The sequence below is a fragment of the Stenotrophomonas sp. 610A2 genome, assembly GCF_030549615.1.
Lineage (GTDB): Bacteria > Pseudomonadota > Gammaproteobacteria > Xanthomonadales > Xanthomonadaceae > Stenotrophomonas > Stenotrophomonas pigmentata.
Window position 1 is genome coordinate 594002 of the sequence record NZ_CP130832.1, and the last position, 23447, is coordinate 617448.

23 protein-coding genes are annotated in these 23447 nt (G+C 63.6%); 16 read left to right on the forward strand and 7 right to left on the reverse strand.

Annotation, left to right across the window (positions count from 1 at the left end; translation table 11 throughout):
* The first annotated feature begins 319 nt into the window (after positions 1-319).
* Positions 320-967 carry a hypothetical protein gene (locus tag Q5Z11_RS02590; protein WP_303748581.1) on the forward strand — a complete coding sequence of 216 codons (648 nt, stop codon included), beginning with the start codon at positions 320-322 and terminating at the stop codon, positions 965-967.
* Between the two features lie 141 nt (positions 968-1108).
* Here the strand turns inward: Q5Z11_RS02590 and Q5Z11_RS02595 are convergent, their stop codons facing one another.
* Entirely contained in the window at positions 1109-1927 is an 819-nt protein-coding gene (locus tag Q5Z11_RS02595; protein ID WP_303748582.1) for a carboxylesterase family protein, read from the reverse strand.
* 270 nt (positions 1928-2197) lie between these two features.
* Here Q5Z11_RS02595 and Q5Z11_RS02600 point away from each other — a divergent pair, with 270 nt between their 5' ends.
* The 3 genes from Q5Z11_RS02600 to Q5Z11_RS02610 all read left to right on the forward strand — a co-directional run bounded on the left by Q5Z11_RS02600 (position 2198) and on the right by Q5Z11_RS02610 (position 4452).
* Positions 2198-3325 (forward strand): alpha/beta fold hydrolase, encoded by a 1128-nt coding sequence (locus Q5Z11_RS02600; RefSeq protein ID WP_303748583.1) that lies wholly within the window; start codon positions 2198-2200, stop codon positions 3323-3325.
* A gap of 76 nt (positions 3326-3401) precedes the next feature.
* Positions 3402-4061, forward strand: coding sequence for a glutathione S-transferase family protein (locus Q5Z11_RS02605; RefSeq protein ID WP_303748584.1), 660 nt, complete (start codon positions 3402-3404; stop codon positions 4059-4061).
* Positions 4054-4452, forward strand: a complete 399-nt coding sequence (locus Q5Z11_RS02610) for a hypothetical protein (RefSeq protein ID WP_303748585.1) — start codon at positions 4054-4056, stop codon at positions 4450-4452. Before Q5Z11_RS02605 ends, Q5Z11_RS02610 begins: the two co-directional genes overlap by 8 nt.
* 36 nt (positions 4453-4488) lie before the next feature.
* On the opposite strand, the gene Q5Z11_RS02615 is transcribed toward Q5Z11_RS02610, so the two are convergent.
* Positions 4489-5466 carry an HPP family protein gene (locus tag Q5Z11_RS02615; RefSeq protein WP_303748586.1) on the reverse strand — a complete coding sequence of 326 codons (978 nt, stop codon included), beginning with the start codon at positions 5464-5466 and terminating at the stop codon, positions 4489-4491.
* 176 nt (positions 5467-5642) lie between these two features.
* Between Q5Z11_RS02615 and Q5Z11_RS02620 the strand changes: the two genes are divergently transcribed.
* Both Q5Z11_RS02620 and Q5Z11_RS02625 read left to right on the forward strand, forming a co-directional pair.
* Entirely contained in the window at positions 5643-6434 is a 792-nt protein-coding gene (locus Q5Z11_RS02620; RefSeq protein WP_303748587.1) for a hypothetical protein, read from the forward strand.
* 120 nt (positions 6435-6554) lie between these two features.
* Positions 6555-7250, forward strand: a complete 696-nt coding sequence (locus tag Q5Z11_RS02625) for a TorF family putative porin (RefSeq protein WP_303748588.1) — start codon at positions 6555-6557, stop codon at positions 7248-7250.
* Between the two features lie 368 nt (positions 7251-7618).
* On the opposite strand, the gene Q5Z11_RS02630 is transcribed toward Q5Z11_RS02625, so the two are convergent.
* Positions 7619-7894 (reverse strand): hypothetical protein, encoded by a 276-nt coding sequence (locus Q5Z11_RS02630; RefSeq protein WP_303748589.1) that lies wholly within the window; start codon positions 7892-7894, stop codon positions 7619-7621.
* Between the two features lie 160 nt (positions 7895-8054).
* Here Q5Z11_RS02630 and Q5Z11_RS02635 point away from each other — a divergent pair, with 160 nt between their 5' ends.
* From Q5Z11_RS02635 to bioD, 3 genes are read left to right on the forward strand one after another with little or no spacing between them, the layout of a single operon-like run.
* Complete coding sequence (locus tag Q5Z11_RS02635) at positions 8055-8648, forward strand: M23 family metallopeptidase (RefSeq protein ID WP_405051676.1); 594 nt, start codon at positions 8055-8057, stop codon at positions 8646-8648.
* A gap of 49 nt (positions 8649-8697) precedes the next feature.
* Positions 8698-9990: an adenosylmethionine--8-amino-7-oxononanoate transaminase gene (gene bioA, locus Q5Z11_RS02640; protein ID WP_303748591.1), complete on the forward strand. Its 1293-nt coding sequence runs from the start codon at positions 8698-8700 to the stop codon at positions 9988-9990.
* Complete coding sequence (gene bioD / locus Q5Z11_RS02645; protein ID WP_303748592.1) at positions 9987-10637, forward strand: dethiobiotin synthase; 651 nt, start codon at positions 9987-9989, stop codon at positions 10635-10637. The genes bioA and bioD overlap by 4 nt, the downstream gene beginning before the upstream one ends.
* A 175-nt stretch (positions 10638-10812) precedes the next feature.
* Here bioD and Q5Z11_RS02650 read toward each other — a convergent pair whose 3' ends face one another.
* A complete protein-coding gene (locus tag Q5Z11_RS02650) occupies positions 10813-13161 on the reverse strand; it encodes a membrane-bound PQQ-dependent dehydrogenase, glucose/quinate/shikimate family (RefSeq protein WP_303748593.1) in 2349 nt (782 codons plus the stop codon).
* 119 nt (positions 13162-13280) lie between these two features.
* Here Q5Z11_RS02650 and Q5Z11_RS02655 point away from each other — a divergent pair, with 119 nt between their 5' ends.
* Together Q5Z11_RS02655 and Q5Z11_RS02660 are read left to right on the forward strand one after the other, a co-directional pair.
* On the forward strand, positions 13281-14357 hold the full coding sequence (locus Q5Z11_RS02655) for an SPFH and helix-turn-helix domain-containing protein (RefSeq protein WP_303748594.1): 1077 nt from the start codon (positions 13281-13283) through the stop codon (positions 14355-14357).
* Positions 14357-15556 carry a hypothetical protein gene (locus Q5Z11_RS02660; RefSeq protein ID WP_303748595.1) on the forward strand — a complete coding sequence of 400 codons (1200 nt, stop codon included), beginning with the start codon at positions 14357-14359 and terminating at the stop codon, positions 15554-15556. Before Q5Z11_RS02655 ends, Q5Z11_RS02660 begins: the two co-directional genes overlap by 1 nt.
* Before the next feature lie 231 nt (positions 15557-15787).
* On the opposite strand, the gene Q5Z11_RS02665 is transcribed toward Q5Z11_RS02660, so the two are convergent.
* Entirely contained in the window at positions 15788-16147 is a 360-nt protein-coding gene (locus tag Q5Z11_RS02665) for a DUF1428 domain-containing protein (RefSeq protein WP_303748596.1), read from the reverse strand.
* A 718-nt stretch (positions 16148-16865) separates the two neighbouring features.
* On the opposite strand from Q5Z11_RS02665, the gene Q5Z11_RS02670 reads away from it, so the two are divergent.
* Positions 16866-17882 carry a hypothetical protein gene (locus Q5Z11_RS02670; RefSeq protein WP_303748597.1) on the forward strand — a complete coding sequence of 339 codons (1017 nt, stop codon included), beginning with the start codon at positions 16866-16868 and terminating at the stop codon, positions 17880-17882.
* Positions 17883-18216: 334 nt separating this feature from the next.
* Here the strand turns inward: Q5Z11_RS02670 and Q5Z11_RS02675 are convergent, their stop codons facing one another.
* On the reverse strand, positions 18217-18606 hold the full coding sequence (locus tag Q5Z11_RS02675) for a DUF6165 family protein (protein WP_303748598.1): 390 nt from the start codon (positions 18604-18606) through the stop codon (positions 18217-18219).
* A 130-nt stretch (positions 18607-18736) separates the two neighbouring features.
* On the opposite strand from Q5Z11_RS02675, the gene Q5Z11_RS02680 reads away from it, so the two are divergent.
* Entirely contained in the window at positions 18737-19141 is a 405-nt protein-coding gene (locus tag Q5Z11_RS02680; RefSeq protein WP_303748599.1) for a hypothetical protein, read from the forward strand.
* 145 nt (positions 19142-19286) lie between these two features.
* Here Q5Z11_RS02680 and Q5Z11_RS02685 read toward each other — a convergent pair whose 3' ends face one another.
* Positions 19287-19475, reverse strand: a complete 189-nt coding sequence (locus tag Q5Z11_RS02685) for a heavy-metal-associated domain-containing protein (protein ID WP_303748600.1) — start codon at positions 19473-19475, stop codon at positions 19287-19289.
* 132 nt (positions 19476-19607) lie between these two features.
* On the opposite strand from Q5Z11_RS02685, the gene Q5Z11_RS02690 reads away from it, so the two are divergent.
* The 3 genes from Q5Z11_RS02690 to Q5Z11_RS02700 all read left to right on the forward strand — a co-directional run bounded on the left by Q5Z11_RS02690 (position 19608) and on the right by Q5Z11_RS02700 (position 23365).
* Positions 19608-22100, forward strand: a complete 2493-nt coding sequence (locus Q5Z11_RS02690; RefSeq protein WP_303748601.1) for a heavy metal translocating P-type ATPase — start codon at positions 19608-19610, stop codon at positions 22098-22100.
* A 24-nt stretch (positions 22101-22124) separates the two neighbouring features.
* Positions 22125-22580, forward strand: a complete 456-nt coding sequence (gene cueR, locus Q5Z11_RS02695; protein WP_303749958.1) for a Cu(I)-responsive transcriptional regulator — start codon at positions 22125-22127, stop codon at positions 22578-22580.
* A 209-nt stretch (positions 22581-22789) separates the two neighbouring features.
* On the forward strand, positions 22790-23365 hold the full coding sequence (locus Q5Z11_RS02700; RefSeq protein ID WP_303748602.1) for an OmpO family porin: 576 nt from the start codon (positions 22790-22792) through the stop codon (positions 23363-23365).
* Positions 23366-23447: the final 82 nt, after the last annotated feature.

The window sequence follows — 23447 nt, forward strand, 5'->3', positions numbered from 1 at the left end:
AGCATGTATGGCCAAAACATGGGCACCGGAGCGAACTGCCACAACCGGACACCGTGGGAAACAGAGTTGCGGTTTGTGCAACGTCTGCGGGTCTAAGCCGATGTTGTGGGAGCGACGTAAGTCGCGAAACTGGTGGTGGTTGACGGGCTCGCGGTGGCTGAGATCGCCTGTGCTGCGGCATTTTCGGCTTCGCGGCTTACGCCGCTCCTACAAGCTGGTGGCTCGCGCCTGCCGGGCCAGTTGGGAGGTATCCCCCATCGATCTTGCCTATTCAGGGCGCAGCCCATACGCTCCACGCACCATACACAGGGGATGTTGCATGGCTGTTCGTGGATTTCTGTTTTCCGCTTTCGTCGTCTTGGCCTTGTCATCCTGCGGTGCGATCGAGGCATCAGCGCCGGCGTTGCCCAATGCCAATGCGGGCCAATGCCAGAAGGACACCGATTGCAAGGGGGACCGGATCTGCGAGCAGGGCGCCTGTGCTGCACCGGCTACGACGGTAGCCGAACAGGCTGCAGCACCCACCCAGGCCAACCTTTCCGCAGCGCATATCTCAGCTGATGATGAGAAGGCCGCGCTCGCGCAGGCCGTCGCTGCTTACATCGCACAGAGCAAGGCCGAAGCCATCGAGACCTCGCTGATCGAGTCGGAAGAGTTCCGCAAACTGGTGCGTGGCGACATCAACGGTGATGGTTTGGCCGATCTGGTGGCGAGCACCTTGTTTGCGATCGAAGGCAGCAATTCGGACTTCCAGCAGCTGTTCGTCTTCGAGCAGCGCGATGGCAAGCTGGTGTTGGTCGACAGCAGCGCAGCGGAAGCGGGCAAGCTGGCCGACTTCGATATCGCAGGTGGCAAGCTGCAGGTCAGCTATCTGGATTACGCCGACGACGATTCGCGGTGCTGCCCGAGCATCGAGTACAAGAAGCAGTTCGTCATTGCCGCTGGCAAGCTCGCGCAGCGCGGTTGAGAACGAGGCCAGAGAGCGGCCGCTGACTTTTGTGGGAGCGGCGTAAGCCGCGAAGCCACTGATGCCTGGCGCAGCGGTGCGCCCATCCGAACTGTTGGATCATCAGCTTCGCGGCTTACGCCGCTCCCACAACAGCGTTGGTCAGTCACGTCTTTGCTGGAACAACCAGTCGCGCCACCAGTTGCCAGGGTGGATGTCGGCCGGCGGTGCGTGCGGCAGTGCTTCGTACTCCCTGAGCTGTATCTGCTCGCCACCGGCTGCAAGGACCGCCGCGACAAAGCGCTTGTCGGCGGTGATCGGGTTCTCTTCATCGGCATTGCCATGCATGGCCAGCACCGGCAGGTTCTTGAAGGCGGCGGCATGTTCGTCGGCAGGCGCGATGCCGGAGATCGGCACGATGGCGGCCAGCAGGTCAGGCTGCAAGGTGGGCAGCAGCCATGCCGCTGACCCGCCCATCGAGAATCCAAGCGCATAGATCCGCGTGCTATCGACGGGATTGTCGGAGGTGATTTCATTGGCCAGCTCGAGCGCGGCGCTGAGCACCGGTGATGCTTGCGCATGTTGATCCGCTGACGCAGGGCCGTAATTCGCGCTGCGCTCAGGGAACTGCGGTACCAGCACGTAGGCGGGGTAGTGCAGCCGGATTTCAGGCATCGCCCAGCTCTTGGCCAGACGGTCGAGCTGGCTGCTGTTGTCCCTGCCTATGCCGCCGGAGCCGTGGAGCTGGATGACCAATGGGTAGGTCGTGCCCGCTTGCAGTGCCGAAGGGCGCAGCAGTCGATAGGGAATGACCGTTCCGTTGCCCGAGGTGAAGTTGCCGGTCTCGAATTGGCGGGTATCGACCGACGCAACTACTTCCTTGCCCAGCGGTGCGACACCGACGACCAGCTCGGCAGCGGCGCTGCCGTGCGCGCTCGCAGCGAGCAGGCCGAAGGCGAGTGCCAGGTGACGGTTGCGCATGTTTGATCGTCCCGGTTCGAGTGCCGGTCATTGTAGGGCCGACATTTCGAGCGGCGCCGCGAGATTTACTCATGGCAGCCATGAATCGCGTGGGACGTTGTAGGAGCGACATAAGCCGCGAAGCTGGTGATCCAGACTCCAAGGCATGCCCGTGTACAGCGACGGCAGGATCACCATCTTCGCGGCTAATGCCGCTCCCACAGGCGTGGCATTGAGCTAGCATCTGCACCATCGGATGCCCAGGGACTGGAAAGCATGAGAAGTGCCGTGATGCGCGGGCTGCTGCTGGCCACGCTGCTACATCTGGGCTGTGCGCCTGCATTGGCTGCGCCCGGCAAGCTGCTGGAGGCGATTGCCACTGACGGTGCGCCTGCAGGCGCCAAGGCCTGGCGTATCCGTTACGAGACCACCGATGTCGATGGTGACCCCACGCAATCCACTGGCGTGCTGATTGCACCGGACGGGCCAAGCCCGGTGCAGGGGCGCGACATCGTTGCCTGGGCGCACGGGACGGTGGGCATCGATTCGGCCTGCACACCGATCCGCACCCTGGACCAGATCCCCGGGCTGGCCGATATGCTGGCGCGCGGCTGGGTCGTCGTGGCCAGTGACTACCCGGGGTTGGGTACGCGCGGGCCGCACGCCTATCTTGCTGGCGATGCTGCCGCTGCCGCGGTATTGGACTCGGTGCGCGCAGCGACCGGTCTCGTCGCCGCCGGTGCAAGCCGCAGCTTCGCGGTGTGGGGACATTCGCAGGGCGGGCATGCAGCATTGTTCAGCGCGCAGCGTGTGCGCAGCTATGCGCCGGATCTGCAGTTGCAGGGCGTTGTCGCGGTGTCGCCACCCACCGATCTGGCGGCCAATATGCAGCGCGCCGATGCGACGGTACGCGGGTTGTTGACTGCGTTTACCGCCAGGAGTTGGTCCAAGGTATACGGTGCCGATCTCTCCACCATCGCCAATAAAACCACCCGCGGGGTGATCGAGCGTGCCACCAGCGGCTGCGAGGGCGATCCGTTCTCGGCGGCGGCGCTGGTGCGCCTGCTGCGCTTGCGCGCGCGCCTTGGCAGTCTGGATCTGAGCGGTCGCGCACCTTGGGATGGTTTGATGGCACGCAATTCGATCACGGCGCTGGCCGCCGGTTCGGCACCGCTGTTGCTGGTGCAATCCGATGCAGACGGCCTGGTGGCGACGCCGGTCACTTGGAACTTCTTCGAGCAGACCTGCAAGCGCGGTGCTGCCGTGAACTACCTGCGACTGTCAGACACTGGCCATGCAACCACGGCGATTGCCTCGGCGGATCGTGCCATCGCCTGGATCGCCGAGCGCTTCAGCGGGCAACCGGCTGGCAGCGACTGTGGGCTGGCGATGAGCGCCGGCACCGCTGCCAGCGGATAATGCGGACTGCATGCGGTCAAGAGCTTGTCCTGGCAGCGCGGTATCCCGCTGCGATTCCAATCACGGAGACTTCGTCATGTCGCTGCTGCTCTACGGTCATCCGTTTTCCTCGTATACGCAGAAGGTGCTGATTGCGCTTTACGAGAACGCCATCGCCTTCGAGTTCCGCGAGCTCGGCCCCGACACGCCAGAGCACATCGGCCAATGGCTGCAGCATTGGCCGCTGGGAAAATTCCCGCTGCTGCTCGACGGCGAGCGCAGCATCGTCGAAACCAGCATCATCATCGAATACCTGCAGTTGAAGCATGCCGGGCCGGTGCGATTGCTGCCCGAGGATCCGATGCAGGCGCTGGATGTGCGCTTCCGTGACCGCTTCTTCGACCTGCATGTGATGAGCCCGGTGCAGCATGCAGTGAACGGCGCGCTCAGTGGCGACGATGGCAAGCGTGACGAGGCACGCGCCTTCAGCGTGCAGAAGCTGGAACTTGCCTACGCTTGGCTGGAAACCCAGCTGCCGGGCCGTCGATGGGCCTGTGGTGAGGCGTTCTCGATGGCCGACTGTGCCGCAGCGCCTTCGCTGTTCTACGCCGATTGGACGCACCGCATCAGCGATGACTACCCGCTACTGCTGGACTACCGCCAGCGCCTGCTGCAGCGACCGTCCTTCGCGCGCGCTGTGGATGAGGCTCGCAGCTACCGCCATTTGTTTCCCTTGGGGGCGCCTGATCGTGATTGATTCCCCGCGCCGAGCTTGGTACTCGCGTTACCCGTGGTCGGTTGTGATCCGCATTGCTGCTTTCATCACGCCCTTGCTGGCGCTGCTGCTGTACGCGCGCATGGCCGTCGCTTATGCGTCCACGCAACAACATCGCGGCGATACCGGCTTGGGCATCGCCTTGCTGTTGGGCGCTGTTGCACTGCTGATGCTGGTGGGATTCTTGGTGGACGTGGTGTTGCAGCTGGTGCGCCGACGGCACTGGAACTGGATCACCGATGCGCTGATCCTGGGCTTGCTGTTGATGCCCTTCGGCTGGGTGGCCTGCAACTGGTTCGGCGTGCATGAATCGCTTGCCTGTCGCGCGCCGATCAGCCTGTTTGGCGCCGTGCTGGAGCTGCTCTCGCTCTGAATCCGGGCAACCCGCATTGTCAGCCAGCTGGCGGAATCAAGCGCTACCGAGCTTGGCCCAGCGCCCACCTTCACGCAGCGACACCTCGAAGCGCGCCCACTGCCGCAGTTCCGCGGCAGTTGCGTGGCCGATATCGCCGATGCCGTCGCCGGCCACCACCGCAAACACCAGGCGGTCAGCGGAAGGGCCGGAGAGTGCTGGTGTTACCGAAACACGGCGCACGCTCCAGGCGCGCCCCAGGCGGCCATTGCTGTAGCAGCGGCCTGGCTCGATCAGTTCCGGGTGCAAGGCATCGCGTTCGGCGTGCTGTTTGGCCAACTCCAGCAGCTCGGTCAGGTTCTCGTCGGTGATGTCGACGAAGGAATTGAGCTGGCCGATGGCGGCGTGGAAGTCTTCCTGGGTCAGATCCACATGGCGTTGCGAGGACGGCATGGTCGCAGTCTGCTGGCGGCGCCGATGCAGGTGCACCGGATAGCGGCGCCATGCGAAACAGGCGTTGAACACAACCCCAGCCAGCAGGATGGCGGCGACATTGATCGCCACCGGCGTGAGCAGGTAGTGGTAGCCGAGTGCATGCACATCGGCGCCGCCAATCACAGCGGCAAGTGCGGTGGCACCGCCTGGTGGATGGATGCAGCGCAGGTAATGCATCGCACCGACCGCCAGGCCCACGGCCAACGCACCGGTCCAGGCCTGTTCGGGGAACATCAGCTGGCAGCTGACGCCGATGAAGGCCGATACCAGATGGCCGGCAATCACCGCCCAAGGCTGTGACAAGGCGCCATGCGGTACGGCGAACACCAGCACCGCGCTTGCTCCCATGGATGCCAACAGGATTGCGCCACCGGCATGGTTGAAGCCACCCGGGAAGAGCGAATGGGTGATCTGGTAGACCACGCTGATACCGATCAGCGCACCCAGTGCCGAGATCCATTTCTCTCCGTGACTGGTTTGGTTGCGCTCGATGCTCAACCAGCTACGGAGGGGATGCAGGGGCTTGCTGCTGGACGTCATGGCGGTGGAGGGGCTCAGGGGAGGCTATTTTGACGGGTTTCCTGCTTGTCGCATGAGTCCGGATGAGCTCTTTGGCCGTTGGCTGATGTGGATTTGTTTGGTCGTTATGCCTTGGTTGCAGGCGTCGGAGTGCTGAGGCGTTACGATGCCTTGCCTTCCTTCGCATGTTTGTACTGATGATCTTTGGACCGGTGATCTCGTGGCCATTCCTGCTGCTGGTGTTCGTGCTGCCGTTGGTAGGCGCCGCAGTCGCGATAAGCCTGCTGGTGCAGGCCTTTTTTTTCCATAGACACGGCGAAGGCGGCTGGGGCGCATTCTTCAGCTGGAAGGTGCGGATAAGTACTGGATTCGTCCTGCTGGTCGCGGCTTGGGTGGGTCTGCTCGGCTACAAAACGGCGCAGTTCAAACGGGAATTCGACATTGAGAGCTGGCAGCGGCAGAGCCGCGCACAGTTCGTGCTGGAGCGGGATTTCCAGTACGGCGAGTTCCTTGTCCCCAAGGGCAGCTTGGTCAATCGCTACGACCCATTCGACAACGGCGATCCGCAACGCACATTGGGCCTGCGTGGCTTGGACGCCCTGCAGTTCAAAGCTCCGGTGCTGTTGGCCGGACTCTGGGTCGAGGCATTGGAGATAGCGCCCGGGCGGATGCGGCTGGCCATCGATCAGCGCATCAGCCCGGTATATCGCACCGACCCGGACACTGGTGATTGGGTCATCGACCAAGCGCGTCCCTTCATTGACTGCAAGGCTGGTGAGAACGTCTGGTTCAATGCGCCGTTGATCGACTATGACATCCAGGCCGAGTTCCTCGTCGGCGAGCCAGACGGCGCGACGGCGCGCTTCAAACCCAGCCAATGGCAGTTCAAGCATTGTGAGAGCGATTGGCTGCCGATGGAGATCAAACCGGCGTTTGCCGAGCCGATGCCGGCGGGAGCGACGCGGCAGGTGTTCCGCGACGAGGATTGAGAGCTACGGTTTTACGTAGATTTGATGCTGCGGCCAGTCTGTCGCTATCGTCGGTTTATGCCCGGGGCGTGAACAATTCCGCATCGCCGCGCAGTTCGCGCGGCCGCATTCGGACAGTCCATGAAACGCTCACGCTCTTCGCTGTATTTCGTTGCATTTGTTGCCCTGACCGCCAGTGCGAATGCATTGGCCCTCGACACCAGCGGCAGCGCCGCCTTGACCAGCGACTATGTCTGGCGCGGTTCCACCCAGAGCCAGGGTGACGCCGCCGTGCAGGCCGGTTTCCGCGTTACCGGCGCTAGTGGTTTCTACGCTTCGGCCTGGGGCTCCAACGTGGAGTTCGCACCGGAAACACATGCCAGCAGCGAGCTGGACTTCGTCGTTGGCTGGAATGGGAAGCTGGCGGATGACTGGGCATTGGATGCCAATCTGCTGCATTACCGGTATCCGGCAACGACCGTCGATCTGAACTGGACCGAGCTGAACACCACGCTGACCTGGAAGGATAACTACTGGCTGTCGCTGGGCTGGTCGCCGGAGGCGCTGGGCACCAAGCAGGATGGTTTGTACACCCAGCTTGGCGCACGGATGCCGCTATCACCGCAGTTGCGCCTTGAGGCCGCCGTCGGTTGGTATCAGCTGCAGGATGCCGTGGGTAGTGGTTATGCGCACGGACAGGTCAATGCGATCTGGGCAGTGGCAGCGCCGATCGAACTGCGGCTGAGTGGGCACTTCACCGATCAGCACGCGCGTGATCTGTTCGGCGATCAGGCCGCGGGCACACGTTGGGAAGCAGCCGTGCAAGCGGCGTTCTAACAGCCCCAAGCTCTGTGAGCGCGCGCCGCTCTTGTAGGAGCGGCGTAAGCCGCGAAGCCGAGGGTCGTTGGCAGCCAGTTGCTCTGCGATCTGACGGTGTGTGAGCTTCGCGACTGACGTCGCTCCTACAAGAAGGCGGGGTGCCCTTGTAGGAGCGGCGTAAGCCGCGAAGCCGGGGATCGTTGGCAGCCAGTTGCCTTGCGATCTGACGGTGTGTGAGCTTCGCGACTGACGTCGCTCCCACAAAAGCAGGTTGGTTACGACGCTTGTGGAAGCGGCATCAATGAGCAGCCATACCAACTGCGATCTGTTGATCCATCAGCTTCGCGACTTACGTCGCTCCTACAAACGGCGTTGGTGCCGATCCGTCACCGGCTTTCGGCTGGTGCATGCGCTTTGATGCTGCTTCGACGGTGCTTCCTGCTACCGGCAAAGGTCAATGAGAGATGGACGCAGGCGATGAGCGCGATGACCATGGCAGCTTCGCCGCTGCTGGCCAGGAACGCCATAAGCAAACCAATGAATCCAAGAATGGAAAGCGCGTCGAATAGCAAGCGACTGAAACGCCATGCCGCGAGCAGGATCAGCAGATACATGGCCGCTGGTAGTGCTGGCGTCCGGGCCATGAAGTAGAGAATTTCCATCTCGGGAACGCATGCTTGTTGGACTGGTAGCGGCAAATTCTAGGTGCGCCGCATGTGCTGGATATGCGCCCAATGTGAAGCGAATTTGAAGTGGTGAAAGCCTGCTGTTGGCACCAAAAAAGTTCTGGAAAATCATCGCCAGCAGCTGTTAGCTTTCGCCATCCAGCACACACTGCCAAGGCGAACTTTGACTTCTTCCGAACGAACCAATTGGCCGCGTAAACTGCGCATCGTCCTGCTCTTGGCGGTGCTGGCTTTGGCCTGCAGCTGGCTTTGGCAGCAACCCTTCAGTGTGGTGGCCCGCGAAGGCTGGAAGCTTTCACGTCTGCCAGCACCAACTGCGATATCCGTACCGGTGCAGGGCATCAGGCCGCGGCAGATCGCCGATACCTTTGGTGCACCGCGTGGCCGTGACCGCAAGCACCATGGTGTGGATATCTTCGCCAAACGCGGTACACCGGTTGTCGCTGCCACCCAGGGCGTGGTGGCTGCGGTGCGCGATAGCGGCCTGGGTGGCCGCCAGGTGTGGGTGATCGGGCCGGCTGGGCAGCGGCACTACTACGCCCATCTTCAGGATTGGGCACCGGGGCTGGCCTATGGGCGCATCGTGAAGGCCGGTGATGTGCTGGGCTTCGTGGGTGACAGCGGCAATGCACGTGGTACGCCGCCGCATCTGCATTACGGCATCTACGGCGGTGACGGCCCCTTCGATCCGCTGCCGCTGATGCATGCAGGGCAGCCGCGCAAGCGGTAAGGTACGCCCCCTGCAAGCCGCCTTCCCGCGGCGTGGCCTGTGCTGAACGATGCTGATTGATCAATTCGACCGTGAACACCTGTGGCACCCCTATAGCGCCCTGGGCAGCCCGGTGCCGGTGCTCAAGGTTGCCCGCGCCGATGGCGTGCTGCTGCAGCTGGAAGATGGCACCCAGCTGATCGACGGCATGGCCTCGTGGTGGTGCGCCATCCATGGTTACAACCATCCGCAGCTGAACCAGGCGGTGGTTGAGCAGCTCGGCCGCATGTCGCATGTGATGTTCGGCGGGCTTACCCACGAGCCCGCCATCGCGCTGGGCAAGCAGCTGCTGCAGATCGTCCCCAAGGGACTGGATGCGATCTTCTACGCGGACTCCGGTTCGGTGTCGGTGGAGGTCGCGCTGAAGATGGCGATCCAGTACCAGGTGGCGCGCGGCAAGCCTGGCAAGTGCAATATCGCCACCACGCGTTCGGGCTATCACGGCGACACCTGGAACGCGATGTCGGTATGCGATCCGGTTACCGGCATGCATGGCCTGTTTGGCACTTCACTGCCGACACGCCGTTTCGTGCCTGCACCGCAGACGGGTTTCGGCGAGGAATGGGATCCGGCCGATATCGCAGCGCTTGAGCAGCTGTTCGCCGAGAGCGCGGATGAGCTGGCCGCCTTCATCATCGAGCCGGTGGTGCAGGGTGCAGGTGGCATGCGCTTCTACCATCCGCAGTACCTGCGCGAGCTGGCACGCTTGTGCCGCGAGCACGATGTACTACTGATCTGCGATGAGATCGCCACCGGCTTCGGCCGCAGCGGGCGATTGTTCGCCTGCGAGCATGCAGGTATCAGCCCGGACATCCTGTGCATCGGCAAGGCACTGACTGGCGGCTACATGACGCTGGCGGCCACGCTGTGCACGCGCGAGATTGCCGATGTGATCGCCAGCGCCGAGCCGGGCGTGTTCATGCACGGCCCGACCTTCATGGCCAATCCGCTGGCCTGCGCGGTCGCACTGGCCTCGGTGCAGCTGCTGCTGTCGCAGGACTGGCAGGGCAGGGTGGCGGCGATCGAACAAAGTCTTGAACGCAGCCTCGCGCCCGCGCGCAGCTTGCCACAGGTGGCCGATGTGCGCGTGCTTGGGGCCATCGGCGTGATCGAATTGAAGGCATCGCTGCGGCTGGAACGCATCCAGCAGCGGATGTTGGAGCATGGCATCTGGATCCGGCCATTCGGCCGACTGGTCTATGTGATGCCACCGTTTGTTATTGACGATGCACAGCTGCAGCAGCTGTGCGAAGCCATGGTCGCGCTGGTGGCCAGCCTGCAGGAAGAGGATATGCGCGCATGAGCGGCAAGGTGGTATTTGTCAGTGGCATCGATACCGAGATCGGCAAGACCGTAGTCACCGGTTGGCTGGCGCAGCAATGGGCGGCGCAGGGCGAGGACGTGATCACCCAGAAATTGGTGCAGACCGGTTGCGTGGCCGCTTCCGATGACATCCTGTTGCACCGGCGCATCATGGGCACTGGCTTGTTTGAAGAGGACCGTGACGGCACCACGATGCCGGCGCTGTTCGCCTATCCGGCATCGCCGCATCTGGCTGCGCGTCTGGAGCAGCGGGTACTGGATCTTTCTGCAATCGAAGCCGCTACGGCGCGTTTGTGCGAGCGCTACGGAACTGTATTGATCGAGGGTGCCGGTGGTTTGATGGTGCCGCTGACCGAGCAGCTGCTGACGATTGATTACGTTGCCGAAAAGGGCTGGCCGGTGCTGCTGGTGACCTCCGGGCGGCTGGGTTCGATCAACCACACGCTGTTGTCGTTGGAAGCGCTGGTTGCGCGCGGTATTGCCTTGCACGGTGTTGCCTGGAACAGCCGTGACGACAGCAGTGACGAAGTGATTGCGGCGGACAGTCGCGGTTTCATTCGCGACTGGGTGATGAAGAGGTTCCCGGATGCGGTCTGGTATGACGTGCCGCGGATTGATCTGGGCTGATTGGGGTCTTTGCGAAAGGCACCCCTCCCCAACCCTCCCCTTGCCTTCGGCAAAGGGAGGGAGCACGAGCAACAGTTTGAGCGCTGCGCCATCTGCCCCCTCCCTTGCGCAATGCGCAGGGGAGGGTTGGGGAGGGGTGCTTCTGCTCCTGCTCCTGCTTCACTCGCAGAAGCCTCTACTTCTTCAACTTGTACGCCAACACATAGTCGCCAGCCTTGGTACCGGTCGAACCATGACCGCCAGCCACCAGCAGCACCATCTGCTCGCCCTGGCTGTTGAGGTAGGTCATCGGCGTTGCCTGTCCGCCGGCCGGAATACGCACATCCCACAGCACCTTGCCGCTGGCCAGATCGTAGGCGCGGAAGTTGTCGTCGGTGGCCGCGCTCATGAAGGCCACGCCGGTCGCGGTCAACATCGGTCCACCAATGCCGGGCACGCCGATGCGGATTGGCAGTGGCACGGGTGAAAGGTCGCGGATGGTTCCGTTGCGGTGCTGGTAGGCGATCTTGCCGGTGCGCAGGTCAGCGGCGGCAATCGTGCCCCACGGCGGCACCTGGCAGGGAACACCAATCGGCGACATGAAAGGTGTCATTTCCACGGCGTAATCGGCGCCTTTGTTCTCGTTCAAGCCATGCTCACCCTTGTTCATTTCGCGGCCGCTGGTTTCATGCTTTGGCACCAGCTTCGACACAAAGGCCAGGTAGGTGGGCATGCCGAACATCACCTGCCGCTGCGGATCCACCGCCACGCTGCCCCAGTTGAAGGTGCCGAAGTTGCCCGGATAGATCAGGCTGCCCTGCAGTGTTGGCGGCGTGTAGCGGCCTTCGTAGCGCAGCTGGCGGAACTGGATGCGGCACAGCATCTGGTCGATGAGGCTGGCGCCCCACATATCGGCTTCACGCAGCGGCTTGGGCTCGAAGCTCAACGCTGACGCTGGTTGCGTGGGCGCGGCGAATTGGCCGGGTATGTCCACGTACTGCGGTGCGGTGCGTTGGCTGATCGGCAGCAAGGGCTTGCCGTCACGGCGGTCCAGCACATATACGTCGCCTTGCTTGGTCGGCTGCACCAGCGCTGGTACGCGGCCCTGCGGTAGATCCAGATCCAGCAGCACCGGTTGCGCCGGGGTGTCCATGTCCCACAGATCGTGGTGCACGAACTGCTGCACCCAACGGACCTGGCCACTGGCGATATCCAATGCCACTACCGATGAGGCGTAGGTTTCCTCGGCCGGGCTGCGGTACATGCCGAGTTGGTCGGGAGTGCGGTTGCCCATCGGGAAGTAGGCCAGCCCCAGTGCTTCGTCGGCGCTGGCCACCGACCAGCTGTTCGGCGAGCTCGGCGTATAGACCTGGTTGGGATTGTTCGGGTCCAGCGGCGCGGTCTGGGTGGGGTTGCCCGAATCCCAGTTCCACAGCAGCTGGCCGCTGTGCACGTCGTAGGCGCGGATCACCCCGGAGGGCGAGTTGATCGCATAGTCGTCGTTGACCGCGCCGGCGACGATCACCTTGCCACCTGCTATCAGCGGCGGCGAGGTGGAGTAGTAATAGCCGGCTTGCTTGAACGGCATGTTGTGCAGCAGGTCGAGCACGCCCTTGTTGCCGAAGTCCGGGCAGTGCTGGCCGGTCTGCGCATCCAGTGCATGCAGCTTGGCGTCGGCGCTGGGCAGGAACACGCGGCTGCTGCAGATGGCCACGCTTGTTGCTGCCGCAGCCGGGCTGGCAGCCGGCTCGGTGTAATACGACAGCCCGCGGCAGGTCTGGTGCTGGCGTTGCGGTTCCATGCCTGCGGCAGGATCAAACTTCCACAGCACCTTGCCGCTGTCCGCATCCAGTGCGAACGCCAGGCTGTGCGGGGTGCACAGATACAGCGTGTTGCCGATCTTCAACGGGGTGACTTCGTAGGTGGTCTCGCCCACGTCCTGCGGCAGGCGCACGTCACCGGTCTGCATCTGCCAGGCCAGCTGCAGCTGACCGACATTGGCCGGGGTGATCTGCGCCAGCGGCGAGTAGCGTTGGCCGTAGCCGCTGCGGCCGTAGGCCTGCCATTCGCCCTCCGGCTGCGGGGTGTCGCCCAGCGCCGGAGTGGCGTTGACGATGTCCATCGGCAGGCGGCCATCGGTCTCATGCAGGTGCCGCGGGATGCCGGCGAAGGCGACCGCCGCCACGCCCAGCGAGGCCAACAACACCGGCCAGCCGGCCGGGCCGGTGTAACCACGCGGGCTGGAGCGGCGCGAGCCCGGCAGGGCCATGAGCAGGCCGAGCAGGGCGGGCAGGCCGACGCGGGTGGCCAACGGCCACCAGTACAGGCCAGCCTCCCACAGCGACCAGCCCAGCAGCACCAGCAACCAGCCGGCGTACAGCCAGGTCGGCCAGCGCCGGTGTCGCCACAGGCCCCATGCCACGGCCAACAGCAGCAGGCCGCTGAGCAGGTAGAACGGGCTGCCGCGCAGGGCCAGCAACCAGCCGCCGCCTACCGCCAGGGCCAGGCCGAACAGGGCGGTCAACAACAGGGTCAGAACACGCATGGCGTCCCCGCAGCTCCAGAAGATGCGGCCATGCTGCGCCACGGCATGTCTGCATGGCGTCACGCGCGTTCTTAACATTCCCGCCGTAGAATCAGAGCCTTGTCGACTGGGGACTGAGCATGAGCATTCTGGATTTCATCAAGAAGGAACTGATCGAGATCATCGAGTGGACCGATGACTCGCGTGACACGCTGTCCTACCGTTGGCCGGACGAGGATCGCCAGATCAAGAATGGCGCGCAGCTGATCGTGCGCGAGTCGCAGACGGTGCAGTTCGTCGCGGCCGGCCAATACGCCGATCTGTTCGGCCCCGGCAAGCACACGCTGAGCACCCAGAACATCCCGGTGCTGTCGACCATCCTGGGCTGGAAGTACGGCTTTGAATCGCCGTTCAAGTGCGATGTCTATTACCTCAACACGCGCCTGTTCACCGGCAACAAGTGGGGCACGTCCAATCCGGTGATGATGCGCGACGCCGATTTCGGCGTGGTCCGCCTGCGTGCGTTTGGTACCTACGATTTCCGCATCGTCAACCCGCCGAAGTTCCTCAAGGAAGTGGCTGGTACCGACCAGAATTTCCGCCTGGATGAGTTCGCCGACACCATGCGTTCGCGCATCGTCAGTGTGTTCACCGAGGCCCTGGCAAAGGCAGGCGTGCCGGCTCTGGATGTGGCCTCGCGCTACTCCGAGCTGGGCGAAGCCCTGCTGCCGATCATCAACCCGGCGATGACCGACAAGTACGGCATCGAGATCACCAGCTTCATCCTGGAGAACGTGTCGGTGCCGCCGGAAGTGGAGCAGGCCATCGACAAGCGCTCCAGCATGGGCGTGATCGGCAACCTCAACGACTACGTGAAGTACCAGATGGGCCATGGCATGGGCGAGGGTGGCGAAGGTGCCGCTGCCGCTGCGGTGCCGGCTCAGATGGCGATGGGCTTCGGCATGGCGCAGGAAATGATGCGCAACATGCAGACCGGCGCCCCGGTGGTGCCCGGCGCGGCGGTACCACCGCCGTTGCCTGGTGCTGGTGATGCAGTGGCGCTGGACGTACTCACCCCCGAGCAGGCTGCACAGGCCTTGTCGGTATCGGTCGAGGACGTGATGGCGTCCATTGCTTCCGGTGACCTGAAGGCACGCAAGATCGGCAATGCCACGCGCATTGCCCGTTCGGCACTGGAAGAGTTCCTGCGCGGCTGATGAACAACGCAACAGTTGGCAAACATCCCTGCCCGGAATGCGGCGGGGATCTGCAATGGAATGCCGCCAAGCAAGCCTTGGCCTGTCCCTACTGCGGCACCATCGTGCCGCTGTCGGAGGCGGCCGCAGGCGTGGGCGATGGCAGTGGCGGCGTGGTCGAGCAGGATCTGCTGGCCGCCTTGAAGCGACTGCAGGACGAGGCGGCGCTGCCGCCGCCGTTGCCGCCGAAGCCGCAGGGCGGCGTGGTCGGCATGCTGCAGAGCATGGCCGCCACCCCGGCCGAGCAACGCGGCTACGGTGCGCAGCCGCGTGAGGTGCAATGCCAGAGCTGTCATGCGATCTCGGTGTTCGTCGACCGCAAGGTCGCTGATCGCTGCGAGTTCTGCGGTTCGCCATCGATCATCGACCACGAGTCGCTGGGCGATGCGATTACCCCGCAGAGCGTGCTGCCGTTCAAGATCAGCGACGGCCAGGTGCGTGACATCATCCGCAAGTGGTACGGCACACGCTGGTTTGCGCCGAGCAAGCTCAAGCGTGCGGCACTGACCGATACGCTCAAGGGCATGTATCTGCCGTACTGGACATTCGACGCGCATGTTGCCGCGCGTTGGACTGCCGAGGCCGGGCATTACTACTACGTCAGCGTCAGCTACCGCGACTCCAAGGGCAACACCCAGACCCGGCAGGAGCGGCGCATACGCTGGGAACCCGCATCCGGTTCGCTGCAGCACTTCTTCGATGACGAGCTGGTGCCGGGCACGGTTGGTGTGCATCCGGAGCTGCTGGGCAAGATCGGCCGCTTCCCGACCACCAGCGACCTGAAGCCGTATACCCCCGAGTTCGTGCGTGGCTGGACGGTGGAGCGTTACCAGGTGGATCTGCGCCAGGCTGCGCAGCAGGGCGAGCAGCAGATGCAGGAGCAGACCCGCTACCTGTGCTCGGAGCAGGTGCCCGGCGATACCCAGCGCAACCTGCAGGTGCAGGCCAATTACAGCAAGCGCACCTTCAAGCACATCCTGGTGCCGGTGTGGCTGGTCAGTTACACCTATGGCGCACGTAGTTTCCAGGTGCTGGCCAATGGCTATACCGGTGAACTGGCAGGTGAGCGACCTTACAGCGCGTGGAAGATCTTCTTTGCGGTGTTGGGTGGTGTGCTTGCGCTGCTGGTGCTGATGTACGTGTTGGGGATGGCGCAGTAAGCAGGCGCTTTTCGCTCAGGTAAACCTGCAACCTCGTAGCTCGGGTGTTCTGGCACCTGGCTTTTTGTGGGAGCGGTGTAAACCGCGAAGCAGGCACATCATCAGTTGGCATTGATGCCGATTGTTTGAAGACCATCAGCTTCGCGGCTTACGCCGCTCCCACAAACGGGTAGCGGTGCAGCCCGATCATCCCTGCACGTTTCTCATCTCCAGTGAGCTGCGCGCAGCGATTTACTCGCCCAGGTGCAGCACTGGCACGAAACCACCGTAGACCAGTCGCTTGCCGTCGAACGGCATCGGGTTGGTGGCCGGGTCCATGCGTGGGTCTTCCATCATTTTCTGCATGCCGGCATCGCGGGTTGCCTTGTCCGGCCACTCTATCCACGAGAACACCACCGCTTCATCGTCCTTGGCCTGCACCGCGCGGTAGAAGTCGGTCAGGGTTCCGTGTGGCACATCATCGGACCAGCATTCGGTGACGCGCAGCGCGCCGAACTCGATGAACAGGGCATCGGCGATATGTGCGTGCTCGATGAACCGGGCTTTGTTGGCCAGCGGTACGGCGGCCAGGAAACCATCGACGTAGGACATGGCGGACCTCGCGGGAGCGGCAGCCGTGGTGGCCACCTTCGGTGGAGACGGCGGATTTCTCAGAACCCGATTCAGCAGAGTTGGATTCTGCGCCCGGGAATGTTGCGGCCGTGCAAAATCCGCCGCTGCGCGCGTACCGGCCCGGCTGTTGGCTGCCGTTATGCGGGCTGGCGCACAGATAGTGGGTAACAACGCGCGTGTCCTGCAGGGAATGGAGGACGATTCCCGCCGGATTGACTTACATCAGGGTCGCGCCGCCGATGCTTGCCGACAATGGTGTTGTTCACAAAGGCGAGGGGCATGAACAGGCTCGTTGAAGCAGATCCGCAGGAAATCGTTACCGGCATTCCCGCGCGCCCGGGGGCTGCAGTGACGGCGGGAACGATGGTTCCTGCAGCCTCGGGACAGCTTGGTGTGGCTGAACCTGGGCGGATGAACGGCAGCCGTTCAATGATTGGCGATTGCCGCCGCTATCGGGGAGTGCCTAATCCAGCGCTGGTGGCGTTTACGCCGCACGGCTACCTGGGGGCTTCCTTGTTGAAACACGTCCTGACCAGGGCGCTGCCTGCCAGCGCTCGCGAATGGCGGACGGGCGTAGTTCCCCGCATGCACTACCCGGCTGTGTCGCCAGGGCCGATCATCGGCGCTACGACAGCGGCTTGCGGTGCAGGCGATTGACCGTGTACCGCCAGCTGAGGCTGGCATCAGGAGAGTTGTGATGCAGTGTGTTTCCCGTAATGCATTGGCCGCCGCGCTTGCCGCACTTTGCCTGCCAGCACTGGCTTGGGCACAGGACGCAGCGCCGGCCACCAAGGTGTCGGCGCAGATTTTCATCAATGCCAGCCAGCTCGATCGCGATGGCGTGACCACCGACGATGAAGGCCTGGCGATGGAGTTGAAGCGTACCTTCATCACCGTGGATCATCGTTTCAACCAGAACTGGACGGCGCAGGTGACCACCGATGTGCAGTGGCTGCGCAACAGCGACCCCACCGACGTGTGGTTGCGCCATGCTTACCTGCAGCGCAGCTTCGGCAAGGGCAACTGGCTGCGGCTGGGCAACGCGCCGCTGCCGTGGATCCAGCAGGAGTCGTCGCGTGATGGTTATCGCTATGTCGACGGTGCGTTGATCACCCGCAGCAAGATGGGCAACGCGGCCGATTACGGCGTGCACGGCCAGTACACCCGCGGTGATTTCACGTACGCCGCCTCGGTGGTTACCGGCGGCGGCTACCAGAAGCCGCGCCTGGGCGATCACCCGGATGTCGAAGTGCGGGTCGGCTGGGCAGCGGCCAAGGGCGTGGAGTTGGCGCTCGGCGGTTATCGCGGTACCCGTGCACTGGATTCCGGCGACATGCCGCGCGAGCACACCGCACAGCGCTGGAATGCGATGGCCAGCTGGGTTGGCGAGCGCGGCAGGATTGGTGCGCAGTATTTCTATGCCGAGGATTGGACCCGCGTGGTCAAGCCGGGCAGTGATGACCAGCGTGGTTGGTCGGTATGGGGCAGCTACCAGATGAGCCCGCAGTACGCCGTGTTCACCCGTCACGAAGAAACCCGGATGAGCCTGGATATCAATCCGCTCAACCGCGAGCGTTATCACATGGTCGGCGTGGAGTGGAAACCGAACAAGTACCTGCGCCTGGCAGCAGTAGGCAAGCAGGTGACGCAGGAAACGGCGACCAGCCGCAAGGAAAGCCACGAAGCTGGCCTGTGGGCGCAGCTGGCGTTCTGAGGGCATTGGAGCAACAGCTGCACGCTTGGTAGCAGCACGTAGGGTGGCTGCCTTGCTCCTCCCCTTTGGCGCAGCCAAGGGGGAGGTTGGGAGGGGGTTGGGTTTTGCTTGAGGTTTTGGGGTTGCTGCTAAAAGCACCCCTCCCCAGCCCTCCCCTTCGCTACGCGAAAGGGAGGGAGTAGGGCGGCGGCTACGCGCTTCGCTCCTCCTCTTTGGCGCAGCCAAGGGGGAGGTTGGGAGGGGGTTGGTTTTTGCTTGGGGCTTTGCGGTTGCTGCCAAGAGCACCCCTCCCCAGCCCTCCCCTTCGCTACGCGAAAGGGAGGGGGCAGGGCGCTTACTCGCCCTGGTATTGCTTCTCTTCAACCAAGGCCGAACCGGCTACGCGGTTGATCTCATTCTTGACCACGATGCGCTCGCCGTTGGTGCCGTATACACCGCGCGCCAAGGTGATGAAGTCGGCGCCGAAATCCTGCGCAGCTTCCTTCTCGCGCAGGCGGTCCTGGATTTCCCACATGCGCTCGTTGATCGCCTTGAGCTGGTCCTTGAGTGCGCTCAGTGACGGGCGTGCTTCCTGCTGCGTCAGCCACAGCGGCCACAGGCCCTGCAGCTCGGTGCGGACGTTGGCCAGCTTGGCGGTATCGGTGATGCGCTCGGCCTTGATTTCGAGGATGGTGATCTTGTCGATCAGTTCGCCAATCGATACCGGGGTGAGTAGGGTCTGCACGAGGTGGCCGCCGTTGATTGCTGTAATGCCGCAATGATAGCGCCCCGGAAAAGGTTGCCAATGAACTGGTAATGGCGCGGAGACGGCGGCAATGCGCACAATGCGGTCCCGTGCCGATCAGGAGTTGCCGATGCTGCTGCGTTCTTTCGCCACCGCTGTATTGATGCTGGGCGCTGCCAGCGCGCAGGGCGCCGATGGCCTGCAGGGTGCATGGCAGCTGCAGTCCGGGGAGTTCATCAATCCGGAAGGGGCCGTCGTGGATTACGCCAGCCAGAAGCTGGCCGGCACCAAGGTCCTGGCCGATGGCCGGTTTGCGTTCACCACCACCAGCGATGGCAAGTTCTGGGCTGGCGGTTCCGGCACCTACCGCAGCGGCGACGGACAGTACGTGGAGACGCCGTTGATGGCCTCGTATCCGCTGGAAAACGGCGGCAGCTACAGCTTCCGTTACACCCTGGAAGGCGATGTGTGGACCTTGGAGCGCTGGGACGGCGAGCGCCGGGTTGAGCGCGAAGTGTGGAAACGCGCGCGCTGAGGGAGTTCGAGGCTGATGGTTTTGTGGGAGCGGTGTAAACCGCGAAGCAGATGGTCCATGGCGATCCGGCAATTCCATGCGCCGGAGATCCATCAGCTTCGCGGCTTACGCCGCTCCCACAAGCCACAAAGCATGAATGCGGCGGTTACTTCGCCGGGAAGCCCACGTCTTCCAGCGCCTTGGTGAAGCTGTCCAGTGGCTGGCTGGATTCGATCTTCACGTTCCTGCCGGGCAGGTCGATCTCGACCGTGGCGGTCGGGTCCACGGCCTTGAGCGCGGCGGTGACGCTGCGAGCGCAGCCGCCGCAGCTCATGCTTTCGATATGCAGTTTCATCGGGTTTCTCCGTTGGGGAGGACACAGCGTGGACCTTCCCATGATGGCAAGGTCAAGCGCCTGATCCGCGCTTGACCCTCCCATCGTTGGAAGCTTTAAGGTGGCTCCATTCATTGAAGTGGAGACCTGCCGATGAGCAGCAGCGCCAGCCCGGCCAAGCACACGCCCGGCCCCAGCAGCGAAGACCTGACGATCGAAGGCATGACCTGCGCGTCCTGCGTGGGCCGCGTCGAGCGTGCGTTGAAGGCCATCCCCGGCGTCACCCAGGCCAGCGTCAACCTGGCCACTGAACGCGCCAGCGTTCATACCGACGGCAGCGTGCCGCGCGAGGCGTTGGTGCAGGCGATACACAAGGCCGGCTACGAGGTCAGCGCACCGGCCGCGCAGGAGCTGCTGATCGAAGGCATGACCTGCGCGTCCTGCGTAGGCCGCGTCGAGCGCGCGCTGAAGGCGGTGCCGGGCGTGCAGTCGGCCAGCGTCAACCTTGCCACCGAGCGCGCCAGCGTGCAGGGCACAGCCGATCCTGCCGCGTTGTTGGCGGCGATCGAGAAGGCCGGCTATGCGGCAAGCGTGGTCGGCAGCGCCGGCAGCAACGAGGACCAGCAGGCGCAGCGCCATGCCGATGAACTGCGCCTGCTCAAGCGCGACCTGTGGCTTGCGGCGGCCTTGACCCTGCCGGTCTTCCTGCTGGAAATGGGCGGGCACCTGGTGCCCGCCTTCCACCATTTCATCGCAGGCACGCTGGGCACGCAGAACAGCTGGCTGCTGCAGTTCGCGCTGACCACGCTGGTACTGGTGTTCCCGGGTCGCCGCTTCTACCAGAAGGGCATCCCGGCGCTGCTGCGCGCCGCACCGGACATGAACTCGCTGGTCGCGGTAGGCACCTTGGCCGCGTTTGGTTTCTCGCTGGTGGCGACCTTCCTGCCGCGCCTGCTGCCGGCCGGTACGGTGAATGTCTATTACGAAGCGGCGGCGGTGATCGTCACCCTGATCCTGCTCGGCCGCGTGCTGGAGGCCAAGGCCAAGGGCCGCACTTCAGAGGCGATCAAACGCCTGCTCAAGCTGCAGGCCAAGACCGCACGCGTGCACCGCGACGGTGGTGTGGTTGAACTGCCACTGGCGCAGATCGCCAGTGGCGATGTGATTGAAGTCCGCCCGGGCGAGCGCATCGCGGTGGATGGCGAGGTCATCGATGGCGACAGCTACGTCGACGAGTCGATGATCAGCGGCGAACCGGTACCGGTGCAGAAGGCGCCGGGCAGCAATGTCATCGGCGGCACCGTCAACCAGACCGGTGCGCTGGGTGTGCGTGCCACCGCCGTGGGCGGAGCGACCGTGTTGGCGCAGATCATCCGCCTGGTTGAGCAGGCGCAGAGTGCCAAGCTGCCGATCCAGACCCTGGTTGATCGCATCACCCTGGTGTTCGTGCCGATCGTGATGGGCCTGGCCGCACTGACCTTCGTGGTATGGCTGATCTTCGGGCCGGATCCGGCGCTGACCTTCGGCCTGGTCAATGCGGTGGCGGTGCTGATCATTGCCTGCCCGTGTGCGATGGGCCTGGCCACGCCAACCTCGATCATGGTCGGTACCGGCCGTGGTGCCGAGCTGGGCGTGCTGTTCCGCAAGGGCGAGGCGCTGCAGCTGTTGAAGGAGGCGCAGGTGGTGGCGGTGGACAAGACCGGCACGCTGACCGAAGGCCGCCCGCTGTTGACCGATCTGCAGTTGGCGGCAGGCTTCCAGCGCAGCGAGGTGCTGGCACGCGTGGCAGCAGTGGAAGACCGCTCCGAACACCCGATTGCCCGCGCCATCGTCACTGCCGCACAGCAGGAAAACCTGCCGTTGCCGGCCGTGGATGCCTTCGAATCGGTGACCGGCTACGGCGTGCGTGCAAATGTGGACGGCGTGCGGGTGGAAGTGGGTGCTGACCGCTTCATGCAGCAACTCGGCCTGGACGTGGCGGTGTTTGCGGCCGACGCACAGCGGCTGGGCGAAGAGGGCAAGAGCCCCTTGTACGCGGCGTTGGATGGCCGTCTGGCAGCCATCATCGCGGTCTCCGATCCGATCAAGCACGACACCCGTACCGCCATCGCCAGCCTGCACGCGCTGGGCCTGAAGGTGGCGATGATCACCGGCGACAACCGCCGCACCGCCGAGGCCATCGCGCGCCAGCTCGGCATCGATGAAGTGGTGGCCGAAGTGCTGCCGGAAGGCAAGGTAGATGCAGTGCGCCGGCTCAAGGCCAGCCACGGCCGCCTGGCCTATGTTGGTGATGGCATCAACGACGCGCCGGCGCTGGCCGAGGCCGATGTAGGCCTGGCAATCGGCACCGGTACCGATGTGGCGATCGAGGCGGCCGACGTGGTGCTGATGTCGGGCAGCCTGCAGGGCGTGCCCAATGCCATCGCGCTGAGCAAGGCGACGATGGGTAATATCCGCCAGAACCTGTTCTGGGCCTTCGTCTACAACACCGCCTTGATCCCGGTCGCGGCCGGTGTGTTGTATCCGGTCTGGGGCATCCTGCTGTCGCCGGTGTTCGCGGCCGGGGCGATGGCGCTGTCGTCGGTGTTCGTACTGGGCAACGCGCTGCGCCTGAAGCGCTTCCGTGCACCACAGAGCGAGGCTTGAGGAGCGATGATGATGGATGAAGGCATGAACATCGGCCAGGCCGCCAAGGCCAGCGGCATCTCGGCCAAGATGATCCGCTACTACGAAGAAACCGGCCTGGTCGGGCCGGTGGCACGCACCGATGCGGGCTATCGCGTGTATACGGCGCGGGACATCCACACGCTGGGTTTCATCAAGCGCTCGCGTGACATGGGCTTCAGCGTGGAGCGCATCGGCGAGCTGCTGGAACTGTGGCGCGACCGCTCGCGGCACAGCGCCGATGTGAAGCGGATGGCGCTGGAGCACGTACAGGTGCTCCAGCAACGCATCGCCGAGCTGCAGGACATGGTGCAGACGGTGCAGGCACTGGCCAGCTGCTGCGCAGGCGATGACCGCCCGGATTGCCCGATCCTGCGCGACATCGAGACCGGCGTACCGCTGCATGACACCGCATTGCCAACCACGTTTGGCGGCGTTGCGGCGGGCAAACGCACGCGCTGATTCTTGCGCGCATTTGCGTAAATGAACGGGATGCGAAGTGCGCGCGCGCCGCGCGTGCCAGGAAACGCCTGAATAAAAGCCAAAAATCGGCGTTTTATTGCAGGCGTGGTTTCAGGGTTTGTTGGGGCGACTAACGGAAAACTTACATCCGGACGCAGACAGCTGTTTGCTGTCGTGCCATCAAGCTCAGTAATGCAGAGGTAGTACCCATGAAGACTTCGTTGATTGCCCTGGCGCTGGTTGCCGCCCTCCCGTTCGCCGCTTCGGCCGCCGACGGCCTGTCCTACAACTATGCAGAAGCCGATTACGCCAAGACCTCGGCCGACGGCAAGGCAGAAGGTTGGGGCGTAAAGGGTTCCTACGGGTTCCTGCCGAACTTCCACGCTTTCGGCGAATACACCCGCCAGGAAATCTCGCACACCAACCTTGATATCGAGCAGTGGCGCGTTGGCGCCGGCTTCAACAAGGAAATCGCCCCGACCACCGACTTCGTCGCTCGCGCTGCTTACGAGAAGTACGACGAAAAGTTCGCCCAGGGCCTGGACTTCAACGGCTACAGCGCTGAAGCCGGTATCCGCACCGCATTCGGCAAGCACGCCGAAGTGTATGCAATGGCTGGCTACGAAGACTTCAGCAAGAAGCACGGCATCAGCCCGGAAGGCGACTTCTACGGCCGTCTCGGTGGCCAGGTGAAGTTGAACCAGAACTGGGGCATCAATGGCGACATCAAGATGTTCAACAACGGTGACAAGCAGTGGACCGTGGGTCCGCGCTTCAGCTGGTAATACGCGCTGACGCCTTGGCGTGATGCTGCGAAGGAAGGCCCGGCTATGCCGGGCCTTTTCTTTTGCCGAAGGTTTGGGGTTG